Origin of the sequence: Flavitalea plasmicola, assembly GCF_030546645.1 — a bacterium.
Classification (GTDB): domain Bacteria; phylum Bacteroidota; class Bacteroidia; order Chitinophagales; family Chitinophagaceae; genus Puia.
Genome location: NZ_JAUOTO010000007.1, coordinates 389,213 through 415,782 on the forward strand (window position 1 = coordinate 389,213; position 26,570 = coordinate 415,782).

The 26,570-nt window shown below is 52.3% G+C and carries 31 protein-coding genes; 15 read left to right on the forward strand and 16 right to left on the reverse strand.

All coding sequences use genetic code 11. The features are described from left to right. Nucleotide 1 precedes the first annotated feature (1 nt). The gene (locus Q4E93_RS26890) at nt 2–1,138 is read right to left on the reverse strand and encodes a formimidoylglutamase (protein WP_303590663.1); all 1,137 of its coding nucleotides are present in this window, start codon (nt 1,136–1,138) and stop codon (nt 2–4) included. 99 nt (nt 1,139–1,237) lie between these two features. Here Q4E93_RS26890 and pheS point away from each other — a divergent pair, with 99 nt between their 5' ends. The 4 genes from pheS to Q4E93_RS26910 all read left to right on the forward strand — a co-directional run bounded on the left by pheS (nt 1,238) and on the right by Q4E93_RS26910 (nt 5,335). Continuing rightward, the gene (gene pheS, locus Q4E93_RS26895; RefSeq protein WP_303590665.1) at nt 1,238–2,269 is read left to right on the forward strand and encodes a phenylalanine--tRNA ligase subunit alpha; all 1,032 of its coding nucleotides are present in this window, start codon (nt 1,238–1,240) and stop codon (nt 2,267–2,269) included. An 11-nt stretch (nt 2,270–2,280) separates the two neighbouring features. Beyond that, nucleotides 2,281–3,129, forward strand: coding sequence for a 3-hydroxyacyl-CoA dehydrogenase family protein (locus Q4E93_RS26900; protein ID WP_303590667.1), 849 nt, complete (start codon nt 2,281–2,283; stop codon nt 3,127–3,129). Between the two features lie 3 nt (nt 3,130–3,132). Continuing rightward, complete coding sequence (locus Q4E93_RS26905; protein WP_303590669.1) at nt 3,133–4,155, forward strand: NAD-dependent epimerase/dehydratase family protein; 1,023 nt, start codon at nt 3,133–3,135, stop codon at nt 4,153–4,155. An 88-nt stretch (nt 4,156–4,243) separates the two neighbouring features. Beyond that, a complete protein-coding gene (locus Q4E93_RS26910; RefSeq protein ID WP_303590671.1) occupies nt 4,244–5,335 on the forward strand; it encodes a carboxypeptidase-like regulatory domain-containing protein in 1,092 nt (363 codons plus the stop codon). A gap of 147 nt (nt 5,336–5,482) precedes the next feature. On the opposite strand, the gene Q4E93_RS26915 is transcribed toward Q4E93_RS26910, so the two are convergent. After that, on the reverse strand, nt 5,483–6,430 hold the full coding sequence (locus Q4E93_RS26915; protein ID WP_303590673.1) for a UDP-3-O-(3-hydroxymyristoyl)glucosamine N-acyltransferase: 948 nt from the start codon (nt 6,428–6,430) through the stop codon (nt 5,483–5,485). 270 nt (nt 6,431–6,700) lie between these two features. On the opposite strand from Q4E93_RS26915, the gene Q4E93_RS26920 reads away from it, so the two are divergent. From Q4E93_RS26920 to Q4E93_RS26940, 5 genes are all read left to right on the forward strand, one after another. Next, nucleotides 6,701–7,267, forward strand: coding sequence for a pseudouridine synthase (locus tag Q4E93_RS26920; RefSeq protein ID WP_303590675.1), 567 nt, complete (start codon nt 6,701–6,703; stop codon nt 7,265–7,267). Between the two features lie 11 nt (nt 7,268–7,278). After that, the gene (locus Q4E93_RS26925; protein WP_303590677.1) at nt 7,279–8,154 is read left to right on the forward strand and encodes a YicC/YloC family endoribonuclease; all 876 of its coding nucleotides are present in this window, start codon (nt 7,279–7,281) and stop codon (nt 8,152–8,154) included. Nucleotides 8,155–8,245: 91 nt separating this feature from the next. Then, nucleotides 8,246–8,818 (forward strand): gliding motility lipoprotein GldH, encoded by a 573-nt coding sequence (locus Q4E93_RS26930; RefSeq protein ID WP_303590679.1) that lies wholly within the window; start codon nt 8,246–8,248, stop codon nt 8,816–8,818. Further along, the gene (locus Q4E93_RS26935) at nt 8,815–9,783 is read left to right on the forward strand and encodes a sensor histidine kinase (RefSeq protein WP_303590681.1); all 969 of its coding nucleotides are present in this window, start codon (nt 8,815–8,817) and stop codon (nt 9,781–9,783) included. The genes Q4E93_RS26930 and Q4E93_RS26935 overlap by 4 nt, the downstream gene beginning before the upstream one ends. A gap of 5 nt (nt 9,784–9,788) precedes the next feature. Beyond that, nucleotides 9,789–10,490: a response regulator transcription factor gene (locus tag Q4E93_RS26940; RefSeq protein WP_303590682.1), complete on the forward strand. Its 702-nt coding sequence runs from the start codon at nt 9,789–9,791 to the stop codon at nt 10,488–10,490. Nucleotides 10,491–10,503: 13 nt separating this feature from the next. Here Q4E93_RS26940 and Q4E93_RS26945 read toward each other — a convergent pair whose 3' ends face one another. Both Q4E93_RS26945 and Q4E93_RS26950 read right to left on the reverse strand, forming a co-directional pair. Beyond that, nucleotides 10,504–12,492, reverse strand: a complete 1,989-nt coding sequence (locus tag Q4E93_RS26945; protein ID WP_303590684.1) for a BatD family protein — start codon at nt 12,490–12,492, stop codon at nt 10,504–10,506. Nucleotides 12,493–12,597: 105 nt separating this feature from the next. Then, the gene (locus Q4E93_RS26950) at nt 12,598–13,299 is read right to left on the reverse strand and encodes an SDR family oxidoreductase (protein WP_303590685.1); all 702 of its coding nucleotides are present in this window, start codon (nt 13,297–13,299) and stop codon (nt 12,598–12,600) included. A 37-nt stretch (nt 13,300–13,336) separates the two neighbouring features. Here Q4E93_RS26950 and Q4E93_RS26955 point away from each other — a divergent pair, with 37 nt between their 5' ends. Continuing rightward, the gene (locus Q4E93_RS26955; RefSeq protein ID WP_303590686.1) at nt 13,337–14,032 is read left to right on the forward strand and encodes a YjjG family noncanonical pyrimidine nucleotidase; all 696 of its coding nucleotides are present in this window, start codon (nt 13,337–13,339) and stop codon (nt 14,030–14,032) included. A 1-nt stretch (nt 14,033) separates the two neighbouring features. On the opposite strand, the gene Q4E93_RS26960 is transcribed toward Q4E93_RS26955, so the two are convergent. The 4 genes from Q4E93_RS26960 to Q4E93_RS26975 all read right to left on the reverse strand — a co-directional run bounded on the left by Q4E93_RS26960 (nt 14,034) and on the right by Q4E93_RS26975 (nt 16,938). Next, nucleotides 14,034–14,177: a hypothetical protein gene (locus Q4E93_RS26960; RefSeq protein ID WP_303590687.1), complete on the reverse strand. Its 144-nt coding sequence runs from the start codon at nt 14,175–14,177 to the stop codon at nt 14,034–14,036. A gap of 41 nt (nt 14,178–14,218) precedes the next feature. Next, nucleotides 14,219–14,875, reverse strand: a complete 657-nt coding sequence (locus tag Q4E93_RS26965) for a phosphatidylserine decarboxylase family protein (protein ID WP_303590689.1) — start codon at nt 14,873–14,875, stop codon at nt 14,219–14,221. Between the two features lie 215 nt (nt 14,876–15,090). Continuing rightward, nucleotides 15,091–15,984, reverse strand: coding sequence for a phosphatidate cytidylyltransferase (locus Q4E93_RS26970; RefSeq protein ID WP_303590691.1), 894 nt, complete (start codon nt 15,982–15,984; stop codon nt 15,091–15,093). 42 nt (nt 15,985–16,026) lie between these two features. Continuing rightward, nucleotides 16,027–16,938, reverse strand: a complete 912-nt coding sequence (locus Q4E93_RS26975) for a CPBP family intramembrane glutamic endopeptidase (RefSeq protein ID WP_303590694.1) — start codon at nt 16,936–16,938, stop codon at nt 16,027–16,029. 23 nt (nt 16,939–16,961) lie between these two features. Between Q4E93_RS26975 and dusB the strand changes: the two genes are divergently transcribed. Then, entirely contained in the window at nt 16,962–18,005 is a 1,044-nt protein-coding gene (gene dusB, locus Q4E93_RS26980; protein WP_303590696.1) for a tRNA dihydrouridine synthase DusB, read from the forward strand. A gap of 9 nt (nt 18,006–18,014) precedes the next feature. Here dusB and Q4E93_RS26985 read toward each other — a convergent pair whose 3' ends face one another. Next, nucleotides 18,015–19,382, reverse strand: a complete 1,368-nt coding sequence (locus tag Q4E93_RS26985) for an aldehyde dehydrogenase (protein ID WP_303590698.1) — start codon at nt 19,380–19,382, stop codon at nt 18,015–18,017. Between the two features lie 401 nt (nt 19,383–19,783). Between Q4E93_RS26985 and Q4E93_RS26990 the strand changes: the two genes are divergently transcribed. Together Q4E93_RS26990 and Q4E93_RS26995 are read left to right on the forward strand one after the other, a co-directional pair. Next, nucleotides 19,784–19,990, forward strand: a complete 207-nt coding sequence (locus Q4E93_RS26990; RefSeq protein ID WP_303590700.1) for a hypothetical protein — start codon at nt 19,784–19,786, stop codon at nt 19,988–19,990. Between the two features lie 122 nt (nt 19,991–20,112). Then, nucleotides 20,113–20,658: a nucleoside deaminase gene (locus Q4E93_RS26995; RefSeq protein WP_303590702.1), complete on the forward strand. Its 546-nt coding sequence runs from the start codon at nt 20,113–20,115 to the stop codon at nt 20,656–20,658. 111 nt (nt 20,659–20,769) lie between these two features. Here the strand turns inward: Q4E93_RS26995 and Q4E93_RS27000 are convergent, their stop codons facing one another. After that, complete coding sequence (locus Q4E93_RS27000) at nt 20,770–21,477, reverse strand: 3-keto-disaccharide hydrolase (protein ID WP_303590704.1); 708 nt, start codon at nt 21,475–21,477, stop codon at nt 20,770–20,772. A gap of 171 nt (nt 21,478–21,648) precedes the next feature. Between Q4E93_RS27000 and Q4E93_RS27005 the strand changes: the two genes are divergently transcribed. Then, a complete protein-coding gene (locus Q4E93_RS27005) occupies nt 21,649–22,260 on the forward strand; it encodes a superoxide dismutase (protein WP_303590706.1) in 612 nt (203 codons plus the stop codon). Between the two features lie 69 nt (nt 22,261–22,329). Further along, entirely contained in the window at nt 22,330–22,941 is a 612-nt protein-coding gene (locus Q4E93_RS27010) for a hypothetical protein (protein WP_303590708.1), read from the forward strand. An 84-nt stretch (nt 22,942–23,025) separates the two neighbouring features. On the opposite strand, the gene yidD is transcribed toward Q4E93_RS27010, so the two are convergent. The 6 genes from yidD to Q4E93_RS27040 form a co-directional block, all read right to left on the reverse strand. After that, nucleotides 23,026–23,256 (reverse strand): membrane protein insertion efficiency factor YidD, encoded by a 231-nt coding sequence (gene yidD, locus Q4E93_RS27015; RefSeq protein ID WP_303590710.1) that lies wholly within the window; start codon nt 23,254–23,256, stop codon nt 23,026–23,028. Further along, nucleotides 23,253–23,705 (reverse strand): ribonuclease P protein component, encoded by a 453-nt coding sequence (gene rnpA / locus Q4E93_RS27020; protein WP_317505204.1) that lies wholly within the window; start codon nt 23,703–23,705, stop codon nt 23,253–23,255. The genes yidD and rnpA overlap by 4 nt, the downstream gene beginning before the upstream one ends. Nucleotides 23,706–23,777: 72 nt before the next feature. Further along, nucleotides 23,778–23,933 (reverse strand): 50S ribosomal protein L34, encoded by a 156-nt coding sequence (rpmH, locus tag Q4E93_RS27025; RefSeq protein ID WP_303590712.1) that lies wholly within the window; start codon nt 23,931–23,933, stop codon nt 23,778–23,780. Nucleotides 23,934–24,053: 120 nt separating this feature from the next. Next, complete coding sequence (locus Q4E93_RS27030) at nt 24,054–24,947, reverse strand: Riean_0653 family protein (protein ID WP_303590714.1); 894 nt, start codon at nt 24,945–24,947, stop codon at nt 24,054–24,056. A 10-nt stretch (nt 24,948–24,957) separates the two neighbouring features. Next, nucleotides 24,958–25,785 carry a glutamate racemase gene (gene murI, locus Q4E93_RS27035; protein WP_303590716.1) on the reverse strand — a complete coding sequence of 276 codons (828 nt, stop codon included), beginning with the start codon at nt 25,783–25,785 and terminating at the stop codon, nt 24,958–24,960. Between the two features lie 203 nt (nt 25,786–25,988). Next, entirely contained in the window at nt 25,989–26,498 is a 510-nt protein-coding gene (locus Q4E93_RS27040) for an OmpH/Skp family outer membrane protein (RefSeq protein ID WP_303590718.1), read from the reverse strand. Nucleotides 26,499–26,570: the final 72 nt, after the last annotated feature.

Genomic DNA, 26,570 nt, shown 5'->3' on the forward strand with positions numbered 1-26,570 from the left:
TTTATCCCCTCTCCTGTGCCCTTAACCATCGCTCCGGGATCTCATTGCTGCTGGCCAGCAGGTAATCCTGGTAGGAACAGGCGATGTATTTGCTGTCAGGCAGCTGCATCCACCAACGCTGCGTTTTCTTGCTCTGTAAAAAAGTCGTCTCCACTTCCGCAAAAGCCGTCCGGTATTCTATAAAGAGGTCGCGGTCCGTCAGGGCGGCCTCGCGCCTGCCCCTGCTCTTGCCGTCGATGAGATACCACAGCATATGACTGATCTGCCGGGCGGTCAGTCCATCCCGGTCCCTTTCCGGCAGGTAGCCGTAAACCCCCACCGTGTTGACATGCTGGCTCAATCCGGCATAACGCATCAGGATACAAGCCTCTTCCCCGCTGAAGCCGTTCGGAGACACCCGGTTGGCCGGAGCGAACGCGTTGGCGATCGCAGAGATGTCAAAGGTGAACAAATGGGAATTGCGGATGACGGGCTCCATCTCCTCGATATTGTCCTTGACGCTGCCCAGCCGGAAACAATCGAACCGGAGTTTGTCCATGGTCTCCAGCATATGCGGATGCACATAATAGCTCTGGAAGCCGATGTGATTATAATGGTGGATGTAGTTAGGCTCTCCCGTCAGCATCTCCATCAGGAAATTATCGCTGCGATGCAGGGAATGGATGTCCAGGTCGATCAGCGCATCGATGCAGGTGGCTTCGATGATATGCTTTCTATCCGCATACGTATAATATTGGGAGATGGTAAGGTCATGCGATCCGCCCAGGATCAATACGGTCTTTCCTACATCTGTGAGCGCCCCGATCACCGTCTTGAGCGCAGCATACGTGTCGGCCAGGGTAGCGCCGGAGCGGATATTGCCCACATCTGCCAGGCGGATGTCCGGATGCCAGTAGTACAATTGATAAAACTCCGCCCGGATAGTGTCCGGTGCATGCGGACGGTTGCGGTCACGGCCAATCCCTCTTTCCTCGTCGCATCCGACGATCACCAGGTTTGCCTCTTCCAGATCCGGGAAGTATTCATCATGGACGTCGATGAGCTTACCGATCTGCCCGTCCTTATACCCCTGATCCTGCGATAGTTCTGCAAGATTCACCGGATTCAGGAAATCGCTTATGTGCAGGTTTGACGGCATGGATTCTCTCAATTTTGGCAGCAAACCTACGTATATTTCTCTTGTATCCGGCCATTCACCCCTCATTGAGAATTCGGCATTATGGTGTAGGTTTGCGCCATGGAGCAATTGTTACAACAGATCGAGGCCTACAAACAGGAAATAGGGAGCATCCAACCCGACGGAGCAGACGCCCTGGAAGCGTATCGCATCAAATTCCTTGGCACCAAAGGCATTGTGAAGAGCTTGTTTGCAGAGATGAAAAATGTCCCGGCGGACAGGAAAAAAGAGTTTGGACAAGTATTGAATGAGTTCAAGCAATTGGCCGAAGCCAAATACGAGCAATGGAAGAGCCATGGTGACAGCGCCCACGCTTCCGCAGGTCCCGCCATCGACCTTAGCCTGCCCGGCGACCCCTTGCCCCTGGGCACCCATCACCCCATCACGCTGGTGCGCAACCAGATCGTGCACATCTTCGGACGACTTGGCTTCTCCGTGGAAGAAGGCCCCGAGATCGAAGATGACTGGCATAACTTCACCGCCCTCAATCTCCCGGAAAATCATCCTGCCCGGGATATGCAGGACACTTTCTATATTCATCAGAACCCCGACTGGCTGCTGCGTACCCATACCAGCAGCGTACAGGCCCGCGTGATGGAAAGACAAAAGCCTCCCATTCGCATCATTTGCCCCGGCCGGGTCTACCGCAATGAGACCATCAGCGCCCGCGCCCACTGCTTCTTCCACCAGACTGAAGGACTGTACGTGGATGAGAATGTATCTTTCGCCGATCTGAAACAAACCCTCTATTTCTTCGTGCAGGAAATGTTTGGAAAGGATGTGAAAGTGCGGTTCCGCCCCTCCTATTTCCCGTTCACGGAGCCCAGCGCCGAAATGGACATCAATTGCCGCATCTGCGGCGGCAGCGGTTGCAGCGTATGCAAACACACGGGATGGGTAGAGATCCTCGGCAGCGGTATGGTACATCCGAAAATGCTGGAGAACTTCGGCATCGACTCCAATAAATATACAGGCTTCGCATTCGGGATGGGCGTCGAACGGATCTGTCAGCTCAAATACAGGGTCAACGACCTCCGCCTGTATTCGCAAAATGACGTACGATTCCTCAGGCAATTCACCGGGGCGGTATAAATATTAATTGTATGATCCACTCCATCTGCATTTGCGGAGCAGGCACCATGGGCAGCGGTATCGCTCAGACAGCTGCGGCAGGCGGCTTCAAAACGATCCTCTTTGATGTTAATGCCGAAGTCCTGCAAAAAGGAAAAGCTTCCATCGAAAAGAATGTTAGGGCCTTAAAAGAGAAAGGACGCATCACCCCCGAAGAAGAACAAGCGACCCTCCAACGCCTGCATCTCGCCGCAGACCTCCGGGACTGCCGCGCCGACCTCATCATCGAAGCCATCGTGGAAAAACAGGAAGCCAAGCTGGACCTCTTTCGCCGGCTGGCGGAATACAATGACAGTCAAACCATCTTTACCTCCAACACCTCTTCGCTGTCCATCACCGCACTGGCGGAACAGCTGCCTCATCCGGAAAAATTCGCCGGCCTGCATTTCTTTAATCCCGCCCCCCTCATGAAGCTGGTGGAAGTGATCAAAGCACGCACAACGGACGACACCGTCATCCGCACCCTCCTGGATCTTGCCAGGCAGATGGGCAAAACGCCCGTCCTGTGTAAGGACGCACCAGGCTTCATTGTCAATCACGTTGCAAGACCCTACTATCTGGAAGCGCTACGACTTGTAGAGAATGGCGCCGCCGACCTCGCCGACATCGACGATATAATGGAAGCATCCGGTTTTAAAATGGGGCCCTTCCGGCTGATGGACCTCATCGGCAATGACATAAACTATGCCGTGAGCTGCTCCGTCTATGATGCAATGGGCAAACCCTCCCGGCTGCGGCCCTCCGCTATCCAGGAAAAGAAAGTCCGGGACGGAGAGCTGGGTCGCAAATCCGGAAAAGGATATTATAACTATCTTCACTGATCTATGGATCCCATTACGCTTAACCCATCGGGCAAAGGAAGGGTCCTCGTCACAGGAGGCACCGGATTTCTCGGAGCTTACATTCTCAGGGAATTGGTAGAAAGAGGATATTCCGTCCGGGCCATTCGCCGGGACGGTCGGCAACCCTTCTATATCGCTCCTGGTATCCTGGATAAAGTGGAATGGGTACCCGGCGACATCATGGACCCCATCGGCATGGAAGAGGCCATGGAGGGCGTTGACGCCGTCATCCACGCAGCGGCAAAGGTCTCCTTTGACAGGAAGGAAAGGCATACTCTTTATGCCACCAATATCGAAGGCACCGCCAATGTGGTGAATGCAGCCATCGCACAGGGCATACACCGTTTCGTACATGTCAGCTCCGTCGCCGCCCTGGGCCGCACGAAAAAAGAGGAGAAAGTGACGGAAGAAAAAAAATGGGAAAGCAACAAGCATCAAACGAGCTACGCCATCAGCAAATTTTACGGTGAGCTGGAAGTTTGGCGGGCCATCGGCGAAGGCCTGCCGGCCGTCATCGTAAACCCCAGCACCATCCTCGGCTACGGCGATTGGAATACCTCCAGCTGCGCGATCTTTAAAAATGTATACAGGGAATTCCCCTGGTACAGCAATGGCATCAACGGGTTCGTGGACGTTACGGACGTCTCTGCGGCCATCGTCGCCTTGCTGGAAAGCGATATCACCGGGCAGCGCTTTATCCTCAATGCAGACAACTGGTCCTTCAGACAGCTGTTCAATAACATCGCCGCAGCATTTGAGAAAAAACCACCCCACCGGGAAGCCACGCCCTTCCTTGGCGCCATCGCCTGGCGACTGGAAAAGATAAAGTCGATGTTTTCCGGCCACCGCCCACTGCTGACCCGGGAAAGCGCCCGTGTTGCACAAAGCAGGACCATGTTTGACAATAGCAAGATCCTGCGGCAACTGCCCGGCTTCCGGTTTACTCCGCTGGAAAAGACGATACAGGGCGCCTGCAACGCGTATAGGCTGCTGAAGGCGGAATGATCCACACTGGCCTGGCGCATGTTAAAATCCCTCTGCCGCCTTTCAAATTCCATATAACCTGCCTATCTTACCATATAAAACGATATCCATGAATGCGCATTTCCTAAGGCCCCTCCTTTACAGCGCTTTAATCCTGTTGTCGCTGCCCCTCTATTCCCAGGATAAGACCTTCAGCATAACCGGTAAGGTCATCGATGCAAAATCCGGCCAGGCCCTGGCAGGCGCCAGCGTTTTCTGCCAGAACACCACGATAGGCACCGTGTCAAAGAATGATGGCAGCTTCTCCATGCGCCTGGCCAATGGGGGATACGACATGATCGTCTCCTTTACGGGTTATGAGACGAGAAACATCCGCATCAATAAGGATACGAAGGATAAGGACAGTCTCACCATTGAAATGAAAGAAGCGGACAAAAGCCTGGGAGAAGCAGTCGTCACCGGCAGCGCAGAGGTGGAGGACGGCTGGAATAAATACGGACAGTTCTTCCTGGATAATTTCATCGGGACCACACCCTTCGCCTCCCAATGCACCCTGGAGAATAAGGATGCCCTGAAATTTTATTTCTATAAGAAAAGGAACAAGCTCCGGGTAAAAGCGAAAGAAGAGCTGATCGTTACCAATAATGCCCTCGGCTATAAGATAAGATTCCAGCTGGACTCCTTCGTATACGAGTACGGCACGAATATCAGCACCTATGCGGGCTATCCCCTCTTCGAAGAGATGCAGGGAACGCCTGAGCAACAGCAGACCTGGAAGAACAACAGGGATTATACTTATGCCGGCTCCCGGCTTCATTTCATCCGCAGCTGGTACGACAGCACGCTGGCGGACGAAGGGTTCATACTGGAATGGGCGGACAGCAGCAATAAGGGAAAGCTCAAAACCATCAAGGACCCCTACGACCCAAAATTCTATTCAGTGGACAGCGGAGAGGTGGCGATCAACCTCACAGGCCGCCTGAGGGTGAGCTACACCAACCAGGTACCCAACAGAAAATACCTGCAGGAGCACAATTTCCCGCTCAATACAAAAGTGGAGATCTCCGCGCTGGACCTCCTCAATGGCTTCGTCATCGAGGAGAACGGCTATTTTTACGACCAGCCGGACGTGATCAATATGGGTTACTGGGCCTGGAAGAAACTGGCGGAGACGTTGCCGTACGACTACAACCCGGAATGAGTTGTTAACCGCCAATCTTCCCTCGATGGTCTTTCATCTGGCTAGTTCCGCTTAGCAGACCTTGCTTCCTCGAACTCGCTGAGCTTCTACCGATGCCTGCGGCATCTATCAGGGCCTATGATGGGCCTTCGGCCGGTTGAGCTGTGCTCAACCTTGCATGACCCTGTTCCAAAGTTCAGGTATCCGCTTGATCCACACCAGCTCCCTTTTCTTGACCGCAGCCTCCTCCACAGGCGTGCCGAAATACACTTTGCCCGCCTCCAGCGAAGCAGGCACTCCGCTCTGCGCCAATACCACTGAATTATCCCCGATAGACAGCGTTTTGCTGACGCCTACCTGGCCCCAGAGGATCACCCCGTTGCCGATCTCCACGGCGCCGGCAATACCTACCTGGCCGGCAAACAGACAATTCCTGCCCGTGACCGTGTCGTGACCGATATGTACGAGATTATCCATCTTCGTACCCGCACCGATGCGTGTATCATGGCTTACCCCCCTGTCAATGGTACAATTGGCGCCTATCTCCACCCCATCTTCCAGCACCACCCGCCCGCAGCTCTCCATCTTCTTATACCACAGCTCCCTGTCCTTTTTGGAATTATAGTAAAAGGCATCGCTCCCGATGACGGTGCCCGCCTGGATGATCACCTTGTTGCCGATGACACAATGGTCGAGGATAGTGACATGGGGATGAATAATGCAATCATCACCGATCACCACATGATGGCCGATGAAGACACCGGGCGCTATATACGTATTTTTACCTATGACGGCCGAATCGCTGACCATTTTCACCGCCGGCTCGAAAGGGCGGAAATGACGGACGATCTTCAGATAAGCTTCAAAAGGCTGCTCCACCACCAGCAGCGCTTTCCCCGCAGGCAGCTGCTCCACCGCTTGGTTAATGATGATATAGCTGGCCGCCGACCTGATACACTTGTCATAGTACTTCGGATGGTCCACGAACACAAGATCGCCTTTCTCTACTTTATGGATCTCGTTTATGCCGGTGGCATGGCCATTCTTATCACCAATAAGCTGAGCGCCCAGGAAGTCGGCGATCCATTGAACAGAGACGGGAGAAGGAAATTTCATGATGGAAAATTTGTGCGAAGGTAGCCCGGAACGAAGACTTTAAGACGCTGTCTTCGCTCCCTTTTCCACAGGCTAAAAAAAAATGTGAATAAAATTTATGAGAAAATTTTTTCAGATAGAGAAAATTATTTTTAATATTGTGTAGGGAAATTTATTTCCCGGTACTTACTAACCCATCCATATACTAAGAGTCCCGCCTTCTGGCGGGATTTTTGTTTGCTTAAACCCTGGATCCGCCATCCGATTTTCATTCAAATTTTTTCAACCATCGTGTCCCGGTATTTCATCGTATACAAGCCATTCAACGTGTTGTCTCAATTTACTTCCAATGAAGGAAAGCCGACATTAAAGGATTTTTTTTCCGTGCCCGCCGACGTGTATCCCGTTGGCCGCCTGGATTTCGACAGCGAAGGGCTCTTGTTGCTCACGAATGACAAACAGCTGAACCATCGCCTCCTCGATCCAAAATTTGCACACGAACGGGAGTACTGGGTACAGGTGGATGGACAGATCGATGAAGCCGCTTTACAACGTTTGCGTTCGGGCGTTACCATCAATATCGACGGTAAACCATATACCACCCGCCGCTGCCAGGTGGAGCTGTTCGACAGCGAACCAGGGGTGCCGGTGAGAAATCCCCCCATCCGTTATCGTGCCCATATTCCTACCAGTTGGATAAAGATCGTCCTGCAGGAAGGCAAAAACAGGCAGGTCCGGAAAATGACGGCGCAGGCCGGTTTTCCCACATTGAGACTGATACGCCACCGCATCGGCAACATCACCCTGGATGGTTTACAACCCGGTGAGATGCGGGAAATCGTTAACTTTCCATCATAAAATATATAAACATGCTGAAATCAATGACCGGCTTCGGGCGCGCAGAACAGGCAGTAGGAGACAAAACCTTCCAGGTGGATATCAAATCCCTGAATGGCAAACAGTTTGAATTGCAGCTGAAACTACCCGCTTTTCTAAAACCATTCGAATTCTCCATCCGCAAGCTCCTTTCCGAAAAGCTGGGTCGCGGCTCGCTGGACTGTACCATCAGCCTGAAAGGCACCGGCAACGCCAAACCTGTCAGCATCAACACCGACCTCGCCAAAGCTTATTACAAAGCCCTGGCCGATCTGTCCGAAGAATTGAACCTGGATCCTTCGAATATCCTCAGCACCCTGGTGAAATTACCCGAAGTGATCACCCCCACCAGCGACACCCTCACCGATGAAGAATGGCAGCAATTTGAAAAAGTGATCCTCAGCGCCATCGACGACCTGAACGGACACCGCCTTAACGAAGGGGCATCCCTGGAAGAAGACCTCCTTCTCCGTATCGACAATATTCTCAAGCACCAGGAAGAAGTGATCCGCCTGGAACCCCTCCGGCAGGTAAAGATCCGGGAAGGCCTCACCAAACTGCTGGAAGAGCAGGTCGGCAAGGAGAACTATGACGCCAACAGGCTGGAACAGGAACTGATCTATTATATTGAAAAGATAGACGTCAGCGAAGAGCAGGTAAGGCTGAAGAACCACTGCGATTATTTTAAGAACATCCTGCAGGAGCCGGAAGAGGGCAAGGGAAAAAAGCTTTCCTTCATCTTACAGGAAATAGGCCGGGAGATCAACACCACAGGCAGCAAGGCGTATGATTCCACTATCCAGAAATGCGTAGTGCTGATGAAGGACGAGCTGGAAAAAGCAAAGGAACAGGTCTTAAATGTGCTATAGCACATTTAGCTACAAGCTACAAGCTACAATCTGCAAGCCAGGCGTTTTAAAAAGTCTTACTTTGAACCTATCTTTACACAAATAAAATTCCTTGAAACCGAAGCTTTTCTCCCCCCTTGTAGCTTGTAGCCTGAAGCTTGAAGCTTTCCTCGCAGCTCGCAGCTCTTTGCTCAAAGCTCGCAGCTCAAAGCTCATGGCCCTGCTCGCTGCTTGTAGCCTGCAGCTTGCAGCTTGTACCCCCCTCCCTTCCGATGTTTTTGAAAAGAACGTGACCATCCCCGGTCAGGCCTGGGCCAGCAGCTTCAAGCCCCGCATCGACTTTACCATACAGGCAAAAGACACGGCAGACCGGTACAACGTTTATGTGGTGCTGCGGCATTCCGATGCTTACCAATACAATAATATCTGGATACAGGGCATCATCCGCAAGCCGGGAGACACCGTTGGCAAGAGCCTGCGCGCCGACCTTCCCCTGGCCGATAACAATGGATGGAAGGGCAGTGGCATGGACGATATTTACGAACACCGCATCCTGGTCCGCGACCTGGCCCTTACAGGCTTTTCAAAACCCGGTACCTATTCCTTTACACTACAGCAAATAATGCGCGATGACCCCCTCCCACATGTCCTGAACGTAGGGGTCCGCCTGGAAAAAGTGCAATGAACCTATTTGGAAAAAGACGCCTTGCCATTGCCACCACCGTCTACTGGGTGCTGCTCGCCTATATCATTGCCGGGCTGGGCTGGTGGTTCATCGCCCTGCAAACACAGAACAGGCAGATGGCCACCTACAAATTACAGGAGCTGAAGCTGGACGATCCCGCCTATGAATCCAGGCTCAACGCCATCAATGCGGAAGCCGATCGGAAAACAGCCGGTTACATCGGCGAAGGCAGCACCTTCCTCCTCCTGATCCTCGTAGGCGCCCTCTTTGTCTACCGGGAAGTAAGAAGACAAATAAGACTACAGCTGCAACAACAATACTTCATGATGGCCGTTACCCACGAGCTGAAAACACCCATCGCCGTCACCAAGCTCAACCTCGAGACCCTTCAGAAACATCGGCTGGACGAACAAAAACAACAAAAGATCATCCAGGCAGCCCTCCAGGAAACAGGCAGGCTGGATAACCTGGCCAATAATATTCTCATCGCTTCCCAGCTGGAAGGGGGCGGCTACACCCGCTCCAAAGAAGACCTCGACCTCTCTTCCCTGGTACAACGCATCGTGCACGACCTCCGTCACCGTTATGCCGACCGGAAATGGGAAGACGTCATCGAACCCGGCTGCAGTCTCGCAGGGGACCCCCTCCTGCTGCAAATGCTCGTCAGCAACCTCGCAGAGAATGCCATCAAATATTCTCCTAAGGAAGGCGTCATTTCCATCCTGCTGCGGAAACAAAAAGACCATATCCTTCTCCAGGTCAAAGACGAAGGACCCGGCATACCGGAGGAAGAAAAAAAGAAGATCTTCGACAAGTTCTATCGCACAGGCCGGGAACAGACCCGCACCGCCCAGGGGACAGGACTGGGCCTTTACCTCTGCCGCAAGATCGCCCTGGACCATAAAGCAACGATTAAAGTCACCGACAATTCCCCGGTTGGGAGTATTTTTACAGTATCGTTTTAATATTTATGAGTGCAAAAATCTCCATCCTCCTGGTAGAAGACGAAGAAAACCTTCACGAAGCTCTAAAGCTGAACCTGGAGCTGGAAGGCTATGAGATCACATCCGCTTTTGACGGAACACAGGCATTGAAAGCGATCGACTCCGAATATTTCGACCTGATCATACTGGACGTCATGCTGCCCGGCATCGACGGCATCAACGTCACTGAGACCATCCGTGTCCGGAACAATGACGTGCCCATCCTCATCCTCAGCGCCAGGAACGCCAGTGCCGACAGGGTGCTGGGCCTGAAGAAAGGAGCAGACGACTACCTGACCAAACCTTTTAACCTGGAAGAATTGCTTCTGCGCATCCGCAAGCTGATCGAAAAGAATAAGAAAATGCAGGAAAAGGATTCTGCCGGCGATGTGTACTCCTTCGGGAAGAACACCATCGACTTCAAGGCCCAGGAAGCCACCACCAAAAAAGGCGAGCGCATCCAGCTCAGCAAGAAAGAGGTCATGCTGCTGAAGCTGCTCATCGAGAACAGGAATGAAGTAGTCACCCGGGAAAAGATCCTGCAGGCCGTGTGGGGCTACAACGTCTATCCCACCACCCGCACCATCGACAACTTTGTGCTCAACTTCCGGAAATACTTCGAAGAGGACAGCCGCAACCCCAAATATTTCCACTCGGTGAGAGGGGTGGGCTATAAATACACGGAATAACATCCTTCCATCATCAGGCCAGCCGGTGCAGCACCGGTTCCGCCTGCCGCAGCAATAGCTGCATGTTATAAGGGTCATACGCCGGCGTATACAGGTTCATCTCGCATTCATTCAGGATGCTTTCCAAAGAAAGGATATTTTCCTTGTCCCAGCCTTTTAGCTCCAGCTGACGGACAATATTATGCTTATTCAGCTCGCTGGCGGGAAGCTCCAGCTTTTTCGAGATCGCTTTCCACACGGCCCGGTTCAGCTCCCTGTAAAAACCCTGAAAATCCCCCTGCTCAAATAATTGTTTGGTTTCCTGCAAAGGGTCTATCACGGGCGCAACGGCCATTTGCACCGAAGCTGCCATCGCCTGCCGGGCTTTTTCGGCCAACAGCTCTTCGGCCTCTTTTTTCGCGGCCGCCTCTTTTTGCTCCTGCTCCGTCTTTTTCAAACGCATATTCTGCCTCAATAAGTAGACAGCCAGGAAAGAAAGGATCAATACGGCAAAGATCCATTCCAGGTGATCCTGGATCAATTTCTTCAGCGCGCCATTGCTTTCTTCTTCCGTGACAGGGGCCGCCTTCACAGCGGGTGCTTTCTTTTTTGCAGCGCCTGCCATTACCTGGAAATCCAGCGGCTCCGTACCCGCCGTCTTATACGATTGCGTGGCCGGATCGAAATAAGGGATATGAATGGCCGGAATGGTATAATGCCCGGGATCCCTGGGCGTAAAAACATAGTCGAAAGACTTGGTCCCCGTCATGGGAGCCACGGTTTTATTGATATCTTCTTTGGTGGAAGGGTCGAAACCATCGACGCCCGCAGGCCATGTCAGCTGTGGCGCATTGATCACCGGCAGATTGCCCTTGCCGCTGATGACAACATGCAGCGTCGCTTCATCCTGCGCCGTGATATTGCGATTGACCAGCGAGGACTGGATAGAGAAGCTGCCCACGGCGCCATTAAAACCCGCCGGCTTGTTTTCCTCCGGCAGGGGCTTAATCGTGATGGAGACGGGCTTCGTATTCAGGGTCACATTTTCCTCCACCTCCGGTCCCAGGTCATCGTCATCCGACATCTGGTCGAAAAAGTCCCGCAATGGGTTACCACTGCTATGCCTTGTTTCCTGCTGCTTTGTTCCCTTGACAAAATGAACGGTATTCTCCACTTCCACGGGATCCAGGTCGATGGTGCCCGGCTGCAGCGGTATCAGTTGTGTTTTACGAATGACATGGACCGTATATGCCTTGCCATTGAGTCGCTCCACGGTAGGAGCATCCGTATTGGGGTCCACCATATCGTAGACGCTAAATCCGTTGAGCGAAGGACGCTTAGTCACCCTGGACTCCGAGCTCAGACGGGAATAGAGCTTATAGGTCGCGACGATAGGCTCACCTACATAGCAGGAAGTCTTATCCACCTGCACCTTCAGGAAAAGGTTCTTGCGGATCTTCTCTTTGGGGTTTTCTCCCGGCCTGAGCACGATGTCCCGCTCTACATCCCTGGGGGCACCCATCGGATCCGGCGGCCAGTTGATGGAAGGAAAGGGATTGACAGGCCGGGTATTGCCGCCGCCAGCGCCGCCCCCCGCGCCCGAAGAGGTCGCATTCACGGTGATCGCAATGGATTTGGATTGCATATGCTTGCCGTCCACCGTTGCAGAAGCGCCGCCGATGACAAACTTACCGGTCCTGACAGGCTGTAAAACGAAAGAGAGCGATTTGTACTGGCTCATATTGCCGTTGACAATGCTCATCCCGCTGGATTGAATGGGTCCCTGCACCACCTGGAATCCCTGGAAATCCGGAGGCGTCAGCTGATCTATCTGGCGCGCATTCTCAACGACGTACTCCACCTGCAGGTAATCACCCCTGCCGAGTTCCTGGCTGCTGACGACCGTATTGAACTTCACCTGGCCGGACACAAAAAGGCCCATCAGCAATATGACCAGGATCATGAAGGGAAGACGTACAATTGCGCCGATAGCCGATAATTTTATTGATTTAACAGGATCCATACCTCACGACTGTAAAAATACATTTTGATTGGCAGGCAACACCGCCCGGCCAGGGTTAAAACTCAGTTAAAGATCGCTGCCCTGGCCGTTTCGCTGCATAAATGCCTACAAATCCCCCAACTGCGGCCGCATCACGATCTCCTCCACCGTCGCCTGCGCCGAAAGCCTGCTGGCTGCATACACCATCTCCGCAATATCCCCCGCCTCCATGATCCTCAAAGGATCGATCCCGCTGGCCGCCCAGGAATCCGTATAGGCCGCCCCGGGATAGAGCGCCGTCACTTTGATACCATGCGGCTTCATCTCTTCCCGGAGGTTCTTTGAAAAACCCGCCAGGGCGAATTTGCTGATGCTGTACGCCCCCCCATTGGGATAGGCTTTCAGGGAAGCGATGGAGCAAATATTGAAAATATGCCCCTTTTTCCGTGCGATCATGGCGGGTAGCAATGCACGTGTAAGGTGATAAGCACTGTAAAGATTGACCTCCATCATCTTTTCCAACACGCCATCGGCCTCGTCGTGAACACTGCCCGGAATGAACTGCCCGGCATTGTTCACCAGGATATCCGGCGATGCCCCGCCTGCAGACAGCCACTCACCGCAGGCCAGCGCCTGTCGCTTATCCGCCAGGTCAAAGGCACGCCACCGGATCCCGATGGAAGGATATTTTGCCGCCAGCTCATCTGCTGTCCGTTGCAGGGCGTCCCCATTGCGGGATACAAGACAAAGGTCATATCCGCCGGCGGCGAATTTTTCCGCGATGGCCTTACCCAATCCCCGGGAGGCTCCGGTAATGATACAATTCATAACTTCGTGATTTACGGGCATATCCCCGGCATACAATATGCAATATAAACACCTTTTTTTCGACCTGGACCATACGCTCTGGGATTTCGAGGCCAATAGCCGGCAAACCCTGGAAGAATTATACCATTCGCTGAACCTGGCTGAAAGAGGTGTGCACGATTTCGACCTTTTTCACCGCTGTTACATCGTGCATAATGATAAATTATGGGCTCGTTACCGCAACGGGTATATCAAGGTGGATGAGTTACGATGGAAGAGGATGTGGCTTACCCTCCTGGATTTCAGGATCGGTGACGAACCCCTGGCGCGAAAGATGGATGTCCTCTTCCTGGACGCCCTGCCCACCCGGAATATCCTGTTCCCCCATACGTTGGAAGTGTTGGGCTATCTCCGGGATAAGGGTTATGTCTTACACCTCATAACAAACGGGTTCGAGAAGACCCAGCACAGCAAGCTGCAGCACGCAGGACTCTCCGGTTATTTTACGGAGGTCATCACGTCGGAAGGATCCAACAGCCTCAAGCCGCATAAAGAGATCTTCGAATATGCCTTACTGAAAGCGGGGGCTGCTAAGCGGGAAAGCATTATGCTGGGGGACAATGTGGAGGCGGATATTCAGGGCGCCATGAATGCAGGTATCGACCAGGTATACGTCAATCACGTGGGCGAGGAGCCCGCCGTAAAACCAACCTATACCATTCGTTCATTGAAGGAGCTGGAAAGAATATTCTGACCTAGCCCTTCTGCTTTCCACACTCCTTGCCCGGGCAGGTCTTGTGGGTCTTTTCTTTTTTCTTGCCTTTTTCCTTGCCATTTGTAGCATGGGCAACGCCGGCAAAAAGAAAAGCGGCTGTAGCGAGTATTAATATCTTCTTCATAATTTAAATATACCCTATTTCTCTCAAAAATCCCAATTAAATCACCACGTCGCCAGTACCGTAACACCGCCCTGCACTACCTGGTTCAGCTGTACATTCACCTTGGTGCCCACAGGCAGCAGGACATCCACCCGGGAGCCGAACTTGATAAAGCCATATTCCGCACTTTGCTCCGCCTTCTGTCCCACAGACAGGTAGTTCACAATACGTTTGGCCAATGCGCCGGCAATCTGCTTCACCAGTATCTCCCCGCGCCCATTGCGCAGCACCACGCTGTGCCGCTCATTCTCGGTGGAAGACTTGGGATGCCAGGCTACCAGGTATTTTCCCTTATGATATTGATTATACACCACTTCGCCTCCTATGGGATTGCGGTTTTGATGGACATTCGCAGGACTCATGAAAATGGACACCTGTATACGACGGTCCTTAAAAAACTCCTGGTCGACAATCTCTTCGATGACCACTACCTTGCCATCCGCCGGGCAAATGATCAGGTCATCCCCCTTTGACAGTTTCCGGTTGGGCACCCGGAAAAAAGAGATCAGGAATAACAGCAAGGCCAACGTCACGAAAAAGATAAGATAGCTGAGCCAGGGCACATGCGCGCTGATAAAGTAAAAAGAGAGCAGGTTGATCACTGCAAAAGCCAGTGCGCTAATGGTGATCGTCTGATAGCCTTCCCGATGAATAGTCATTACAATTAATTGAAAAATGTCCGGAAAACGGGCTAACTGAAAAATATAGCCCGTCTTCCGGAAAAATCTAAAGATAGGTACTTCGTCAAAACTTCGTTCCTTGTTTTTCCTCGTCCTTAACCTTCGCTTCGCTCGGTTACAGCCGACAAACCTGTGGTTTGTCCTGCAAAATTAAGGAATTTGCCGGATCAACCGGGCAGCCATATGCGGTCCTGTCACAACAACAGCCACATCATATAAAGCCATACAAAAGGGGTCGCCACCAGTAAGGAGTCAAAGCGGTCCAGGAAACCTCCGTGCCCCGGCATGATTTGTCCGCTGTCTTTCACCCCCGCCATGCGCTTCAGCTTACTTTCCAGCAGATCGCCCGCAGTACCGGCAACGGCGGCAATAGCCGCTATCGCCGCCCATTGCAACGTCCATGACCAATCTGTCAACCCATCATTGACACGACGGGTAAAAAAATACCCGATGGTGCCGATGACAACGATCGCCAGGACAGCGCCGCCCAGGGTGCCTTCCCATGTTTTTTTCGGGGAGATCTTCGAAAAAGGCGTCTTGCCTATCAGCGATCCGACAATATAGGCCATGGTGTCATTGATCCAGATGGAACCAATGATGATCAGCACGAGCAAAGTGCCCCAGAAACTGACGATATTCCCGTAGAACATGGTCTTCATATGTGTCAGCAGGCCCAGGCTGAGAGAGATATAAACCAATCCGGCCGCAGAATACAATAGGTTCCTCACGTTGAGCACACGGGTAAAAATGATCTCTCCCAGGGGCAGCACAAATAAAAACACCAGCCCCATCCACCATCCGATGGCATGGAAAGAAACATTCCCGATGCGATACCCTTTATTGGTAAAATACCACATCAGGCACCAGCCGGCGATCATGACGCCATAACGATGAAAAGGTGAAATGGTGGCATATTGTCCGTCGATGCCGGCTATCAGCCGCTGGTATTCATACCAGGCGCCGAAATGGATGATGGAAAAAAGAATAAAAAAGCTCCATTGGTTCCAAAGCAACCCGGTAAGCATGACGACTACAAATATGGCAGCCGTTAGCGATCGGGTCTTGAATATAGTAGGGTTCAATGCCATTGTCAACTGTTAAAACGTCTGAGAACTTCGGCTCGGAGGCCATCATTCCGGAAATCCGTCATAGTCATTGGTGCCCTCCGCATATACCTCCGCGTAGTTTGCGGTAGAGCGCCGCCGTAGTACAGAAAGCAAACCTACGACTATTACCAAAGAAATAATTGCCCAATAAAGCGGAACGGAAGGGTCCTCCGTCAGCAGGCGGGGATAAAACGAGACAGCCACTACCTGGATGCCATTCGTAAAAAAATGCGCCAGGATAGAGGCCCAGAGACTGCCGCTATACCAGTAGATAGCGCCCAGCAATGTCCCGAGGAACATCCGGGGCAAAAAACCCCTGAATTGAAAATGCATGGCGGAAAAGAAAATGGCACAAGCGGTAATGCCTACCCACGGACTTTTGAAGATCTGGATCAGTATACGCTGCAACGCCCCCCGGAAACAGGCTTCTTCGAAGATAGCCGGAATGGCGGCAATGACAATTACATTGATAACGATGTCGATGGCAGAATGGGTCTTTAACAGTATTGCCGTTTTCACTTCGGCTTCTTTCTCCATGTTGATCATCCAGTTGGACAGCGGCAGGTTCTTATTGATCTGCCCCAGCCAGCCCTCAAATGGAAAGGAGAACAGGAGAAGTACCACTGCCAGCGCATAAAAAGCCGGGTGCGGGGTCTTCCGAAGTCCAAGAAAGTCCAGGGGAGGCTCCCGGGAAGTCATCACTGCATAAAAATAGGCCGGTAAGCCAAATATCCCCATGGTAGAGATCATCTGTAGCAGCTTCTCCCCATTCACGCTCCGGTTGCCGGGCGCCAACAAGCTTACAAACACGCTCGTAAAGAGGATACTCCCACCCAGCAGGAGCAGGAACAAGGCGAGCTGGCTCCAGGCTGAGGGTATTTTCAATCTTCTGTCCATAAATAACAACGCTTCATCTATCCTTTGACCATTGGGCATTTCAGTGTAAATTTGCATCCCTGATGGCGATAAACGTCGGCAATATACAACTTCCTGCATTTCCACTTCTCCTGGCCCCTATGGAGGACGTGAGCGATCCCCCCTTTCGCTATGTCTGCAAGCAGAATGGGGCCGATTTGATGTATAGTGAGTTCATTTCCAGCGAAGGGTTGATCCGCGACGCCATGAAGAGCCGTATGAAGCTGGACTTCTTCGAGTACGAACGCCCTTTCGGTATCCAGATCTTCGGAGGGGATGAAGAAGCCATGGCCATGAGCGCCCGCATCGTCGACACCGTCCAGCCCGACCTCGTGGACATCAATTTCGGATGCCCGGTGAAAAAAGTGGTCTGCAAGGGCGCCGGTGCGGCCGTATTAAAGGACGTGGAAGCCATGACGCGCCTGACGGCAGCCGTCGTAAAAGGTACAAAGCTGCCTGTAACGGTGAAAACACGCCTCGGCTGGGACGATCAGTCGAAAAACATCGAAGAAGTGGCGGAACGGCTCCAGGACGTGGGGATCAAAGCCCTCACCATCCATGGCAGGACCCGCGCGCAGCTGTATAAAGGCGATGCCGACTGGACCCTCATCGCCCGGGTAAAGGAAAACCCCCGTATCAGGATACCCATCTTCGGCAATGGGGACATCGATTCGCCTGAAAAAGCAAAAGCATACCGGGACCGCTACGGCATAGATGGTATCATGATCGGCCGGGCCGCCATCGGTTACCCGTGGATCTTTAACGAGATAAAGCATTACCTGCAGACGGGCGATCATCTGCCCGCCCCGACCATCGAACAACGGATCGCCGCCATCCGCGACCACCTGCTCCGTTCCGTGGAATGGAAAGGCCCCGTCGTAGGCATCCTCGAAATGCGCAGGCACTACACCAATTACCTGAAAGGCTTCCCTTATATCAAGGAGTTCCGCAACCAGCTGGTGCAAAAAGCCTCCGTTGCGGAGATCGAGGACATTCTGCTGCAGGTGCAGCAGCGCTATGCCGGATTCGTCCCAGAACGCACCGTCACCAGTTTCTCGGCCAGCCAGCTGGAAGATTGCGCATACTAACGACGACCCTCACCTGAAAAAAAATCTGAACCATTTCAGCTTGCCTTCGTAAGGAGGATACTTGATCGACGGATCGATCCATACAGGCGTTTGCATCACAGGCTTTGCATGCGTAAATACATCGAAAGTATTTTTGCCATGATAAGCTCCCATGCCGCTGTAGCCCACACCACCAAAAGGCAGGTGATGATTGGCGAAATGCCATACCGTATTGTTGATGCATCCTCCTCCAAATGAAAATTGCTCCATCCAGGAGCGCTGCTTTCCGGCGTTCCGGGTGAAAAGATAAAAAGCCAGCGGGTCCGGATGCTGCCGCACGATGGCCAGCGCCTCTTCCATGTTCCGGTAGGTGAACACCGGTAAGATAGGGCCGAATATCTCCTCCCGCATCAGGGCGCTCTCCGGCGAAACATCTTCCATCAGGGTGGGCTCGATAAACAACCGCGTCCTGTCATGACGCCCTCCTGAAACGATCTTCCCCTCCGACAGGTAGCCCACCAGCGTATCGAACCTCCTTTCATGGATGATCTTCGCATAATCGTTGCTTTCCTCCGGCCTGGCTCCGTAAAAAGACAACATGGTCTCCTGCATGGCATGCATCAGCCGGTCCCTGACATCCGCATGCACCAGCAGGTAGTCCGGGGCAATACAGGTCTGCCCCGCATTGATGAACTTGCCCAGAACGATACGCCTGGCAGCGGTGGGTACGTCGGCATCGGCCTCCACCACCACCGGGCTCTTGCCGCCCAGCTCCAGCGTAACAGGCACCAGCTCTTTGGCCGCCTGCTGGTACACGGCCCGCCCGACAGGTATGCTGCCTGTGAAAAAAACATGGTCAAATCGGAAAGATTGCATCATCCCCGTCACCACGCCCGCCCCCTCGCCCTGTACCACGCAGACATATTCCGGCGGATAGAGGGCAACCAGCATTTTTTCGATCAGGGCCGACGTGGCGGGAGCATGTTCCGATGGTTTCACCACCGCGCAATTGCCGCCCGCCAGGGCGCCGATCAGGGGCACCAGCGCCAGCTGCAGGGGATAGTTCCAGGGCGCGATGATCAGCACGACACCCAATGGATCATGATAGACCCGGGAAGAAGAAGGCAGGTTGACCATGTTGGTCCCCGCACGCCGCGGCCGCATCCATTTCCGGAGATGTCGAAGGCTATTGTTCAATTCGGCCAGCACCAATCCCGTCTCCGTGCCATACACCTCCTCGCGGCCCTTTTTCAGGTCGGCATACAGCGCTTCCGCAATCGCCTGCTCGTGCCGCAGCAGGCTTTCTCTCAACAACAGCAGATGCTTTCTCCGCACATCGTAAGACCGGGTAGCCCCCGACTGGAAATGGCGGCGCATGGCAGGCAGATCGATAGACATAATTATACTGGTTTAATGCAGTAACAATTTCCTCAAATTCGGCGGGATTTGCTTTTTAATTTTGCGAAAACTTTATCAGATGAAACCCATCTTCGATTCAACGCTTCATGACATTCTCAACGAAAGATTGGCAAGGCTAGAAGCATATTTCAATTCGGACGTAATTTTTTATTATGGTCCTATCGCCGATTCGCTTGAAAAACCCTTCCGTGACTTTATTGAAGATTTCAATTGGAGTAGCCGCCTTAACTCATATTTTAAAGCTAAAGATCGAGGATTACTCCAGCGATAAGGCGTTAAAATCACTTATAAGAGAATATAATGACTTGATTTGCCAATACATATTGAGAAACGGCTCTGAAGCCTTCTTACATTCACGAAAATTTATTTAAATTCGTATTATGAATTCAATTGCTGAAAAAATTCAGGAAACAATAAATGCCGAGGAGCTTAAAAACCTTGGTGATAATAAGTTTAAAGAACTTCAGCAACTCATCGAAACCATGAGGGAGCTCGGTATGGACAGAAAGCCGGAATATACATTTCCGCTTACTGATACTATCGGAAAAACCTGTTATTCTTCTTTAAACAAACATCCGAATCGCTAAAATTAAGGACAATCACTTGACCGATGTAAACAAAGGCCCTCTTGGGGCCTCTTTTCTTTTAGCTTAATTATGGCAAATTCGCCATAATTAAATGCAATGATTTAGTGCTTAATTTTGACTTTATGAGCAATGACAACGTTATAGGGAAAATTCCTTTTTTGCGTACCAATGATGACAGCGATTACATGCAGCAAGCCCTCAAGGAAGCCCGCAAAGCATACGCCGAAGAAGAGATCCCCATCGGCGCCATCATCGTCCTGAACGACAAGATCATCGCCCGCGGTCACAACCAAACGGAAAGACTGACAGACTGCACCGCACACGCCGAGATCATCGCCCTCACCTCCGCCTTCAATTTCCTGGGCAGCAAATACCTCCCGGATGCCTCCATCTATATCACCGTAGAACCCTGCCTCATGTGCGCCGGCGCGCTCTATTGGAGCAAGATCGGCCGCGTCATCTACGGCGCCGATGACGATAAGAACGGCTACCGCCGGGGCATCCGCCTGCCATCCCTGTCCAACCCATCAGATGACCCCCTGCTCCCATCTCCCGAAGCCCGGATCCCTACCTGGCCCTTCCACCCCAAAACCACCCTCATAAAAGGCATCCTGAAAGAAGAATGCGCCGCGCTGATGCAGGACTTCTTTCGCGAACGCAGGAAATAGCTGCGAGCACTTTCCAGCTTCAAGCTACAAGCCTCAAGCTACAAGTTGGCATTATTAAGCCATGCACGACTTAAAAGATCTTGCTTGCAGCTTGTAGCTTGAAGCTTGTAGCTAGATTTTTCTGATCTTGATGTTCTTGAAGGTCGCCCCACCACCATGATCCTGCAGGTCGATCAGTCCCGTCTTCGCCACGCCATAATCAGGATAATCCTTCCATTTGCCGGTGGCCTTCAGCTTCCGCCATTCCGGTGTCCGGACCTTAAAATCAGCCACCTTGAATCCATTGAGCCAATGCTCCACATGATCTCCATTTACAACGATCCGTGTATGGTTATACTCCCCCTGGGGCTTCGTAGCGATCTTCAACGGAGGATGCATCGCATAATCCGCCCCGCTCTTCTGCCAATCTTCCAACTTCCCCGGGTACCCGAAATCATCTATCAGCTGGTACTCCGGCCCGGTCTCATAGGGATGCTCATGCGTCTCCAGCACATGATAAAGCACACCGCTATTGGCCCCCTTTTCAATCTTCCAGTCCAGCTCAAGCTCAAAATTCTCATATTTCCCATTCGTCACCAGGTCGGCACGATGCTGTACCCCTTCCTGCTTGCAATGCAGCTCTCCGTTAGTGACCTCCCAGCTGTCATCGGGCGCCTGCTTATACGTATGCCACCCCGCAGTCGACTTACCGTCAAATAATAATTTCCAGCCCGCCTTTCTCTCCCTGGCAGTAAGCGTATTGTCCTGGGCCTTTACCCCGAAAGAACACCCTGCCGACAGACAAAAGACAGCTGCAATGCACTTGAACATAGTATACATAAAAAAGAGATTAGACGAGAAAGTTACAAAACTTTAAACATCCTCCCACCTCCGGGTGTAATCCATCCGTTTGGCAGGGTGCGCATTTTCCTGTAAATTCGCTACCCCTTCAGTGGCCTCACGGCCCTTATTGACAAGACTTAATTTTAGATAACATTAAAAACATCCGTTATGGCATTTACACTTCCTGCGTTGCCGTATGCATTCGAAGCATTGGAGCCGCACATCGACACTACCACCATGCAGATACACCATGGTAAACATCATCAGGCATATGTTGACAATCTGAATAAGGCCATCGCCGGCACTCCCAACGAAGGAAAATCCCTGGAAGAGCTGGTCGCAAAAGCAGGCACCATCAGCCCTGTCGTCCGCAACAATGGCGGAGGACACTGGAACCATACTTTCTTCTGGGAAAGCCTCAGCCCCAAAAGCACCGGCGCTCCCTCAGCCAGGCTGGCCGACGACATCCATACCACCTTCGGCAGCTTCGACGCCTTCAAGGAAAAATTCAATGCGGCCGGCATGGGCCGTTTCGGCAGCGGCTGGGCCTGGCTCATCGTAAAGGACGGCAAGCTGGAGATCAGCTCCACCCCCAACCAGGACAACCCACTGATGGACGTAGCCGAAGTAAAGGGAACACCCCTGCTGGGCGTGGACGTTTGGGAACATGCCTATTACCTGAAATATCAAAATCGCCGCGCCGAATACCTGGGCGCTTTCTGGAGCGTAGTCAACTGGGATAAGGTGGCTGAACGTTATGCGGCCGCGATCGGCAAATAAATCATACTCACCGGCAGCGTGACCCGCAAGGACTACGCTGCCGGAATACCATTCGATAAAAAGAACCATATGCAGCAATTTTCCGCCACGGCATTTTCGATCGCAGCGCTTCTCTCCCTGGCAGCTTGTAAAGGACATCAGAAAAAGGTCATCGTCTATGCAGGCAGCGATATACAGGTAGATAACACCAAGACCAATATCACCGTTGGCGAAGGAGGCCCCTTACATCAACAGGACCTGGACTTCTCCGGCGGCGATCCGGTGACGCTCAACGCGCAGACCCCTTCCGGTAAGGTCAGCCTGGAAGTGGCGGAAGATGGGCTTTATATAGCCAACCTGAAAAATGACACCATCGTAGGCAGCTTCCAGCGCGTAGGTGCGGCATCTGGAAGCAACCGTATTACACAGGATCAGCTGAAACCTATGGTGGATAGCCTTGAAAAACTGGTTCGCGGCGAGAACGTCAGCGCAGCCAATAAGAATTATTTTATCCTGCCCAACCATATTGCCAAGGTCAGCCAGACCACCGCAGCAAAGGTATTCGGACCTTACACAACGATCCCTTCTTCTTTCGACGCCGGCTCCGTCCCGGAGATCTATAAATTTTATAGCGTCAAGGAAGTGCACGAAATGATCAATAAATTCAATGGGATCATTTCGCCGGCCAAACCGGCGAAATAGCCTCAAGCCACAAGCTGCAAGCTACAAGTAAAGTTAACCTAAGCACTCCTGGCTTGCAGCTTGAGGCTTGCAGCTTGCAGCTTCCTAAGGTACAGGGTCCACCCCATGTCCTCCCCAGGGATGACAACGGACAATGCGGCGTAGCGCCAGCCATCCGCCTTTCAGGGGACCATATTTTTGCAGTGCTTCCAGGGCATATTGCGAGCAGGTGGGCGTAAAGCGGCATTTGGGGCCTAACAGGGGCGAAATAATCCATTGATACAGCTTGATCAATGCGATCAGGGGCAGGCTTAATATGCGTCGTAAGGTCCTCATGATCCTATCTCCTTCGCTATTTTTTCCAAAGCTACAGCTATCCTGCCGGACACCAGGCGGTGATCGGGCAGTTCTTTGCCGGTATAAATAAAAAACAGGCAGAGCGAAAGCCGCCGTTCCTCCACCCAAAGCGCCAAAGGCTCTTTTTGCAGGCGATAAGCCTCCCGGGTCAGCCGCTTGATCCGGTTCCTGTCTACCGCCTTTTTAAAATTCCGCTTGCTGGCCCCGAATCCGGCCTGTAAACCCGGCCGGCCTTTACCCACATTTCCCGCTTGACCAGGCCCGCCCTCCGGGGGTTCTATCACATAATAGACCATGTAGGGAAAGACATGCAGGCGCTTGCCCGCACGGAAGACCCGCTCGATCTGCTTGCGGCTCTTCAGCCGCTCACCCCTGCCTAATGTGAATCGCCGGTGGATGGGAGATATTTTAAAATAAAAAAAGCGAATTAGCTCGCACTAATTCGCTGCAATATAAGCTCTATGGTCCGATGACGGAAAAACCCGTCCCGGCCGGAAATGCTATTTCAGTTTCGATTCGTCAGAAATCGTCAGTTTCTTACGACCCTTTTTACGACGGCTGGCCAATACCTTACGGCCATTGGCAGTCTGCATGCGCTTACGAAAACCATGAACAGTTTTGCGGCGACGTCTATGAGGTTGGAATGTACGTTTCATACGTTCATTTTAAATAAATTAGAAAAAACTTTTTCCATCAAAGACCACGGGTCACCATACCCGTCGCCGGTGAAAGGGACGGCAAAATTAGGGAAAAAAAGATGGCCGGCCAAGTGTTTACTAATATTGCACCGAAAAATATCCGCTGCTCAGCTGGTAGGTCTTGGGGTCCTGGAAGGTGGGGTCAGTCGCCAGGAACTCAAAATTACCCCTGATCCTTCCGGCAGTAGGATCATTTTCCAGGATATTGAGTGTCCCGCTGGCAGCGCCAAAAGTGGAGTTGATCACCGGACTATAGACGCCGGTATAGGTGAATTGCATGTTATCGAACATATAAGGCCCTCCCGGAGCGATATCAAAAGGCAGTATAAGGGTAATGGCCTGTGCCCCATTGAGGGCTGAGCCATTTATAACCAGCGTGTTGGAAAAGTTTGAAGCCAGGATGCTCCTGGCCATCCAGTTCTGTCCATCGATGACTGCATGCATCGTATCCCCTTTGTTAGCCTCCGGAAGGGACGAACTATAGGGTAATTTGTAGAAGACCCCTTCTGTGATCTTTTTTTCCTTACCGTCGACGTTCCGATAGGCATTGAAGAAGAATGTGCCGGTAATGGTCTTGTTCACCGGGTCGATGGCGGTCACTGTCACCGTCCCGCCCGCCTGGGACGTGTCGCTGCCCTGGTTGGAGGTGTAGGCATACAGGTCGGCGGAGTCTTTATTGGCGTACGCGGCAACGGAAGTAGTGTTCTGGTCGAGCGTGTAGACCCCGGGGACCGTATCGTTGAGGATAATGCCCAGCTGCTTATTGTCCGCACTGAGGCCCGTAATGCTGATAAATCCCGCCGCAATGGTGGCCCCTTTTTGATTGTCAGCAGCTATCCATTGCGTCCCATCGATCTGTGCCATAAAGGTCCCGTTGCGACCATTGGGATTTTCTGTGCTGACCTCTTTCCGGCAGGAGAAAAGGCCCAGGACCACCAGGACGGACACGATATGAGAAAGGTAACGGGACATAATGCAACTATTAAGGTAATACTATATGCGTTGATTGTAAAGCTTTCCCATAGAAAATACTGGCGTGGCTGTCAAAATCCTCGGCGGAGTCCGTGGTAAAGCACCGGAGCTGGCCGTTCCTGGAACACCGGCGTTCCATCTCCGGATGACGCTGCAAATAATCAGCCAGACTCTCCGCTACGATCTCGCCCTGGACGATCAGCTGGCTACCCGCCGGCAAATGCCGCGCGATCTTGTCCCGCATCAGGGGATAGTGGGTACATGCCAGGAGCACAGCGTCAATATCAGGAGATTGGGCCTTCAGCAACTCCATATACTCTTTCACAAAATAATCAGCGCCAGGCTTATCATGCTCGTTATTCTCCACCAGGGGCACCCAGAGCGGGCAAGCCTGCTGGAACACATCGATGGAAGGGTAGAATTTTTCGATCTCGATAGGATAGGACCCTGACAGCACCGTCCCCCGGGTAGCAAGAATGCCCACTTTGCCCGTCTTCGTATACTTCCCTATCACTTCCGTGGTCGGCCGTATCACCCCCAGCACCCTTTTATCCGGCGCGATCAGGGGAAGGTCATGCTGCTGGATGGTCCGCAGCGCCTTCGCCGAAGCCGTATTGCAGGCCAGTATCACCAGGGGACAGCCCTGGCGGAAAAGCCATTGCACACACTCCAGCGTATAATGATACACCGTCTCGAAGCTCCTCGTCCCATAGGGTGCACGGGCATTATCTCCCAGGTACGTATAATCATACTGCGGCAGCCGGGCCACCAGCTCTTTCAGAACCGTGAGGCCGCCATAACCTGAATCAAATACACCGATGGGTTGCGAGGATTGCATAGTATAAAAAAACGCCGGGGGAATAGCCGCCCAGCGCTTCATTTAATATCTGATTTGTACAATAGAACCTATTTATTTCGCCGGCGATGGGTTCCGAAATTTACCGAACGGCTAATGATGAGAACTTCGTCGGAGCTGCGTTCCTTGCTCCTCCTCGTTCGTAACCTTCGCTTCGCTCGGTTACGGCCATAGCGCCTGTGGCGCTATTTGAGGCCGAGCTTCTTCTTCACCAGGGGCAGCAGGTCATCTGCGGGAGGGGATGCCAGCAGCGCTTCCTTCGTCAGCACATAAGCATAGCCGTTTTCCTTGGCCACGGCCTGCACCGTTTCAACAGCTTTCTTCTGAATAGGCGTGATCAGATCCTGCTGCTTCTGCTGGTACAGTTGCTGTGCCTGCTGTTGCCATCCCTGCAGCTTGATGAGCATTTCACCCATATTCTTCTTCTTCAGTTCCAGTTGCGCCTTTGTGTATTTAGCCGTATCCTTTGAGTTCAAGAGGCTGTCCTGCTCATAATATTCCTTCTTCATGTCCTCGAAATTCTGACCCAGCGCATTCTGGTAATCATTCAAGGCCGTATCCGCTTTTTTGTATTCAGGCATTGCAGGGATCAGTTCGGAAAGGCTGATATAGCCGATCTTCGCCTGCGCTTTTGTTGAATTGCCCGCCATCACCAGGCCCATAACCACCACTACTACGGTAAGAATCTTTTTCATTTGTTCGTTGTTTGTTTTTGGTGAGCACGGAACATAACGGAGTTCCATGATCTTATTTGTTTTTGTTGTTTG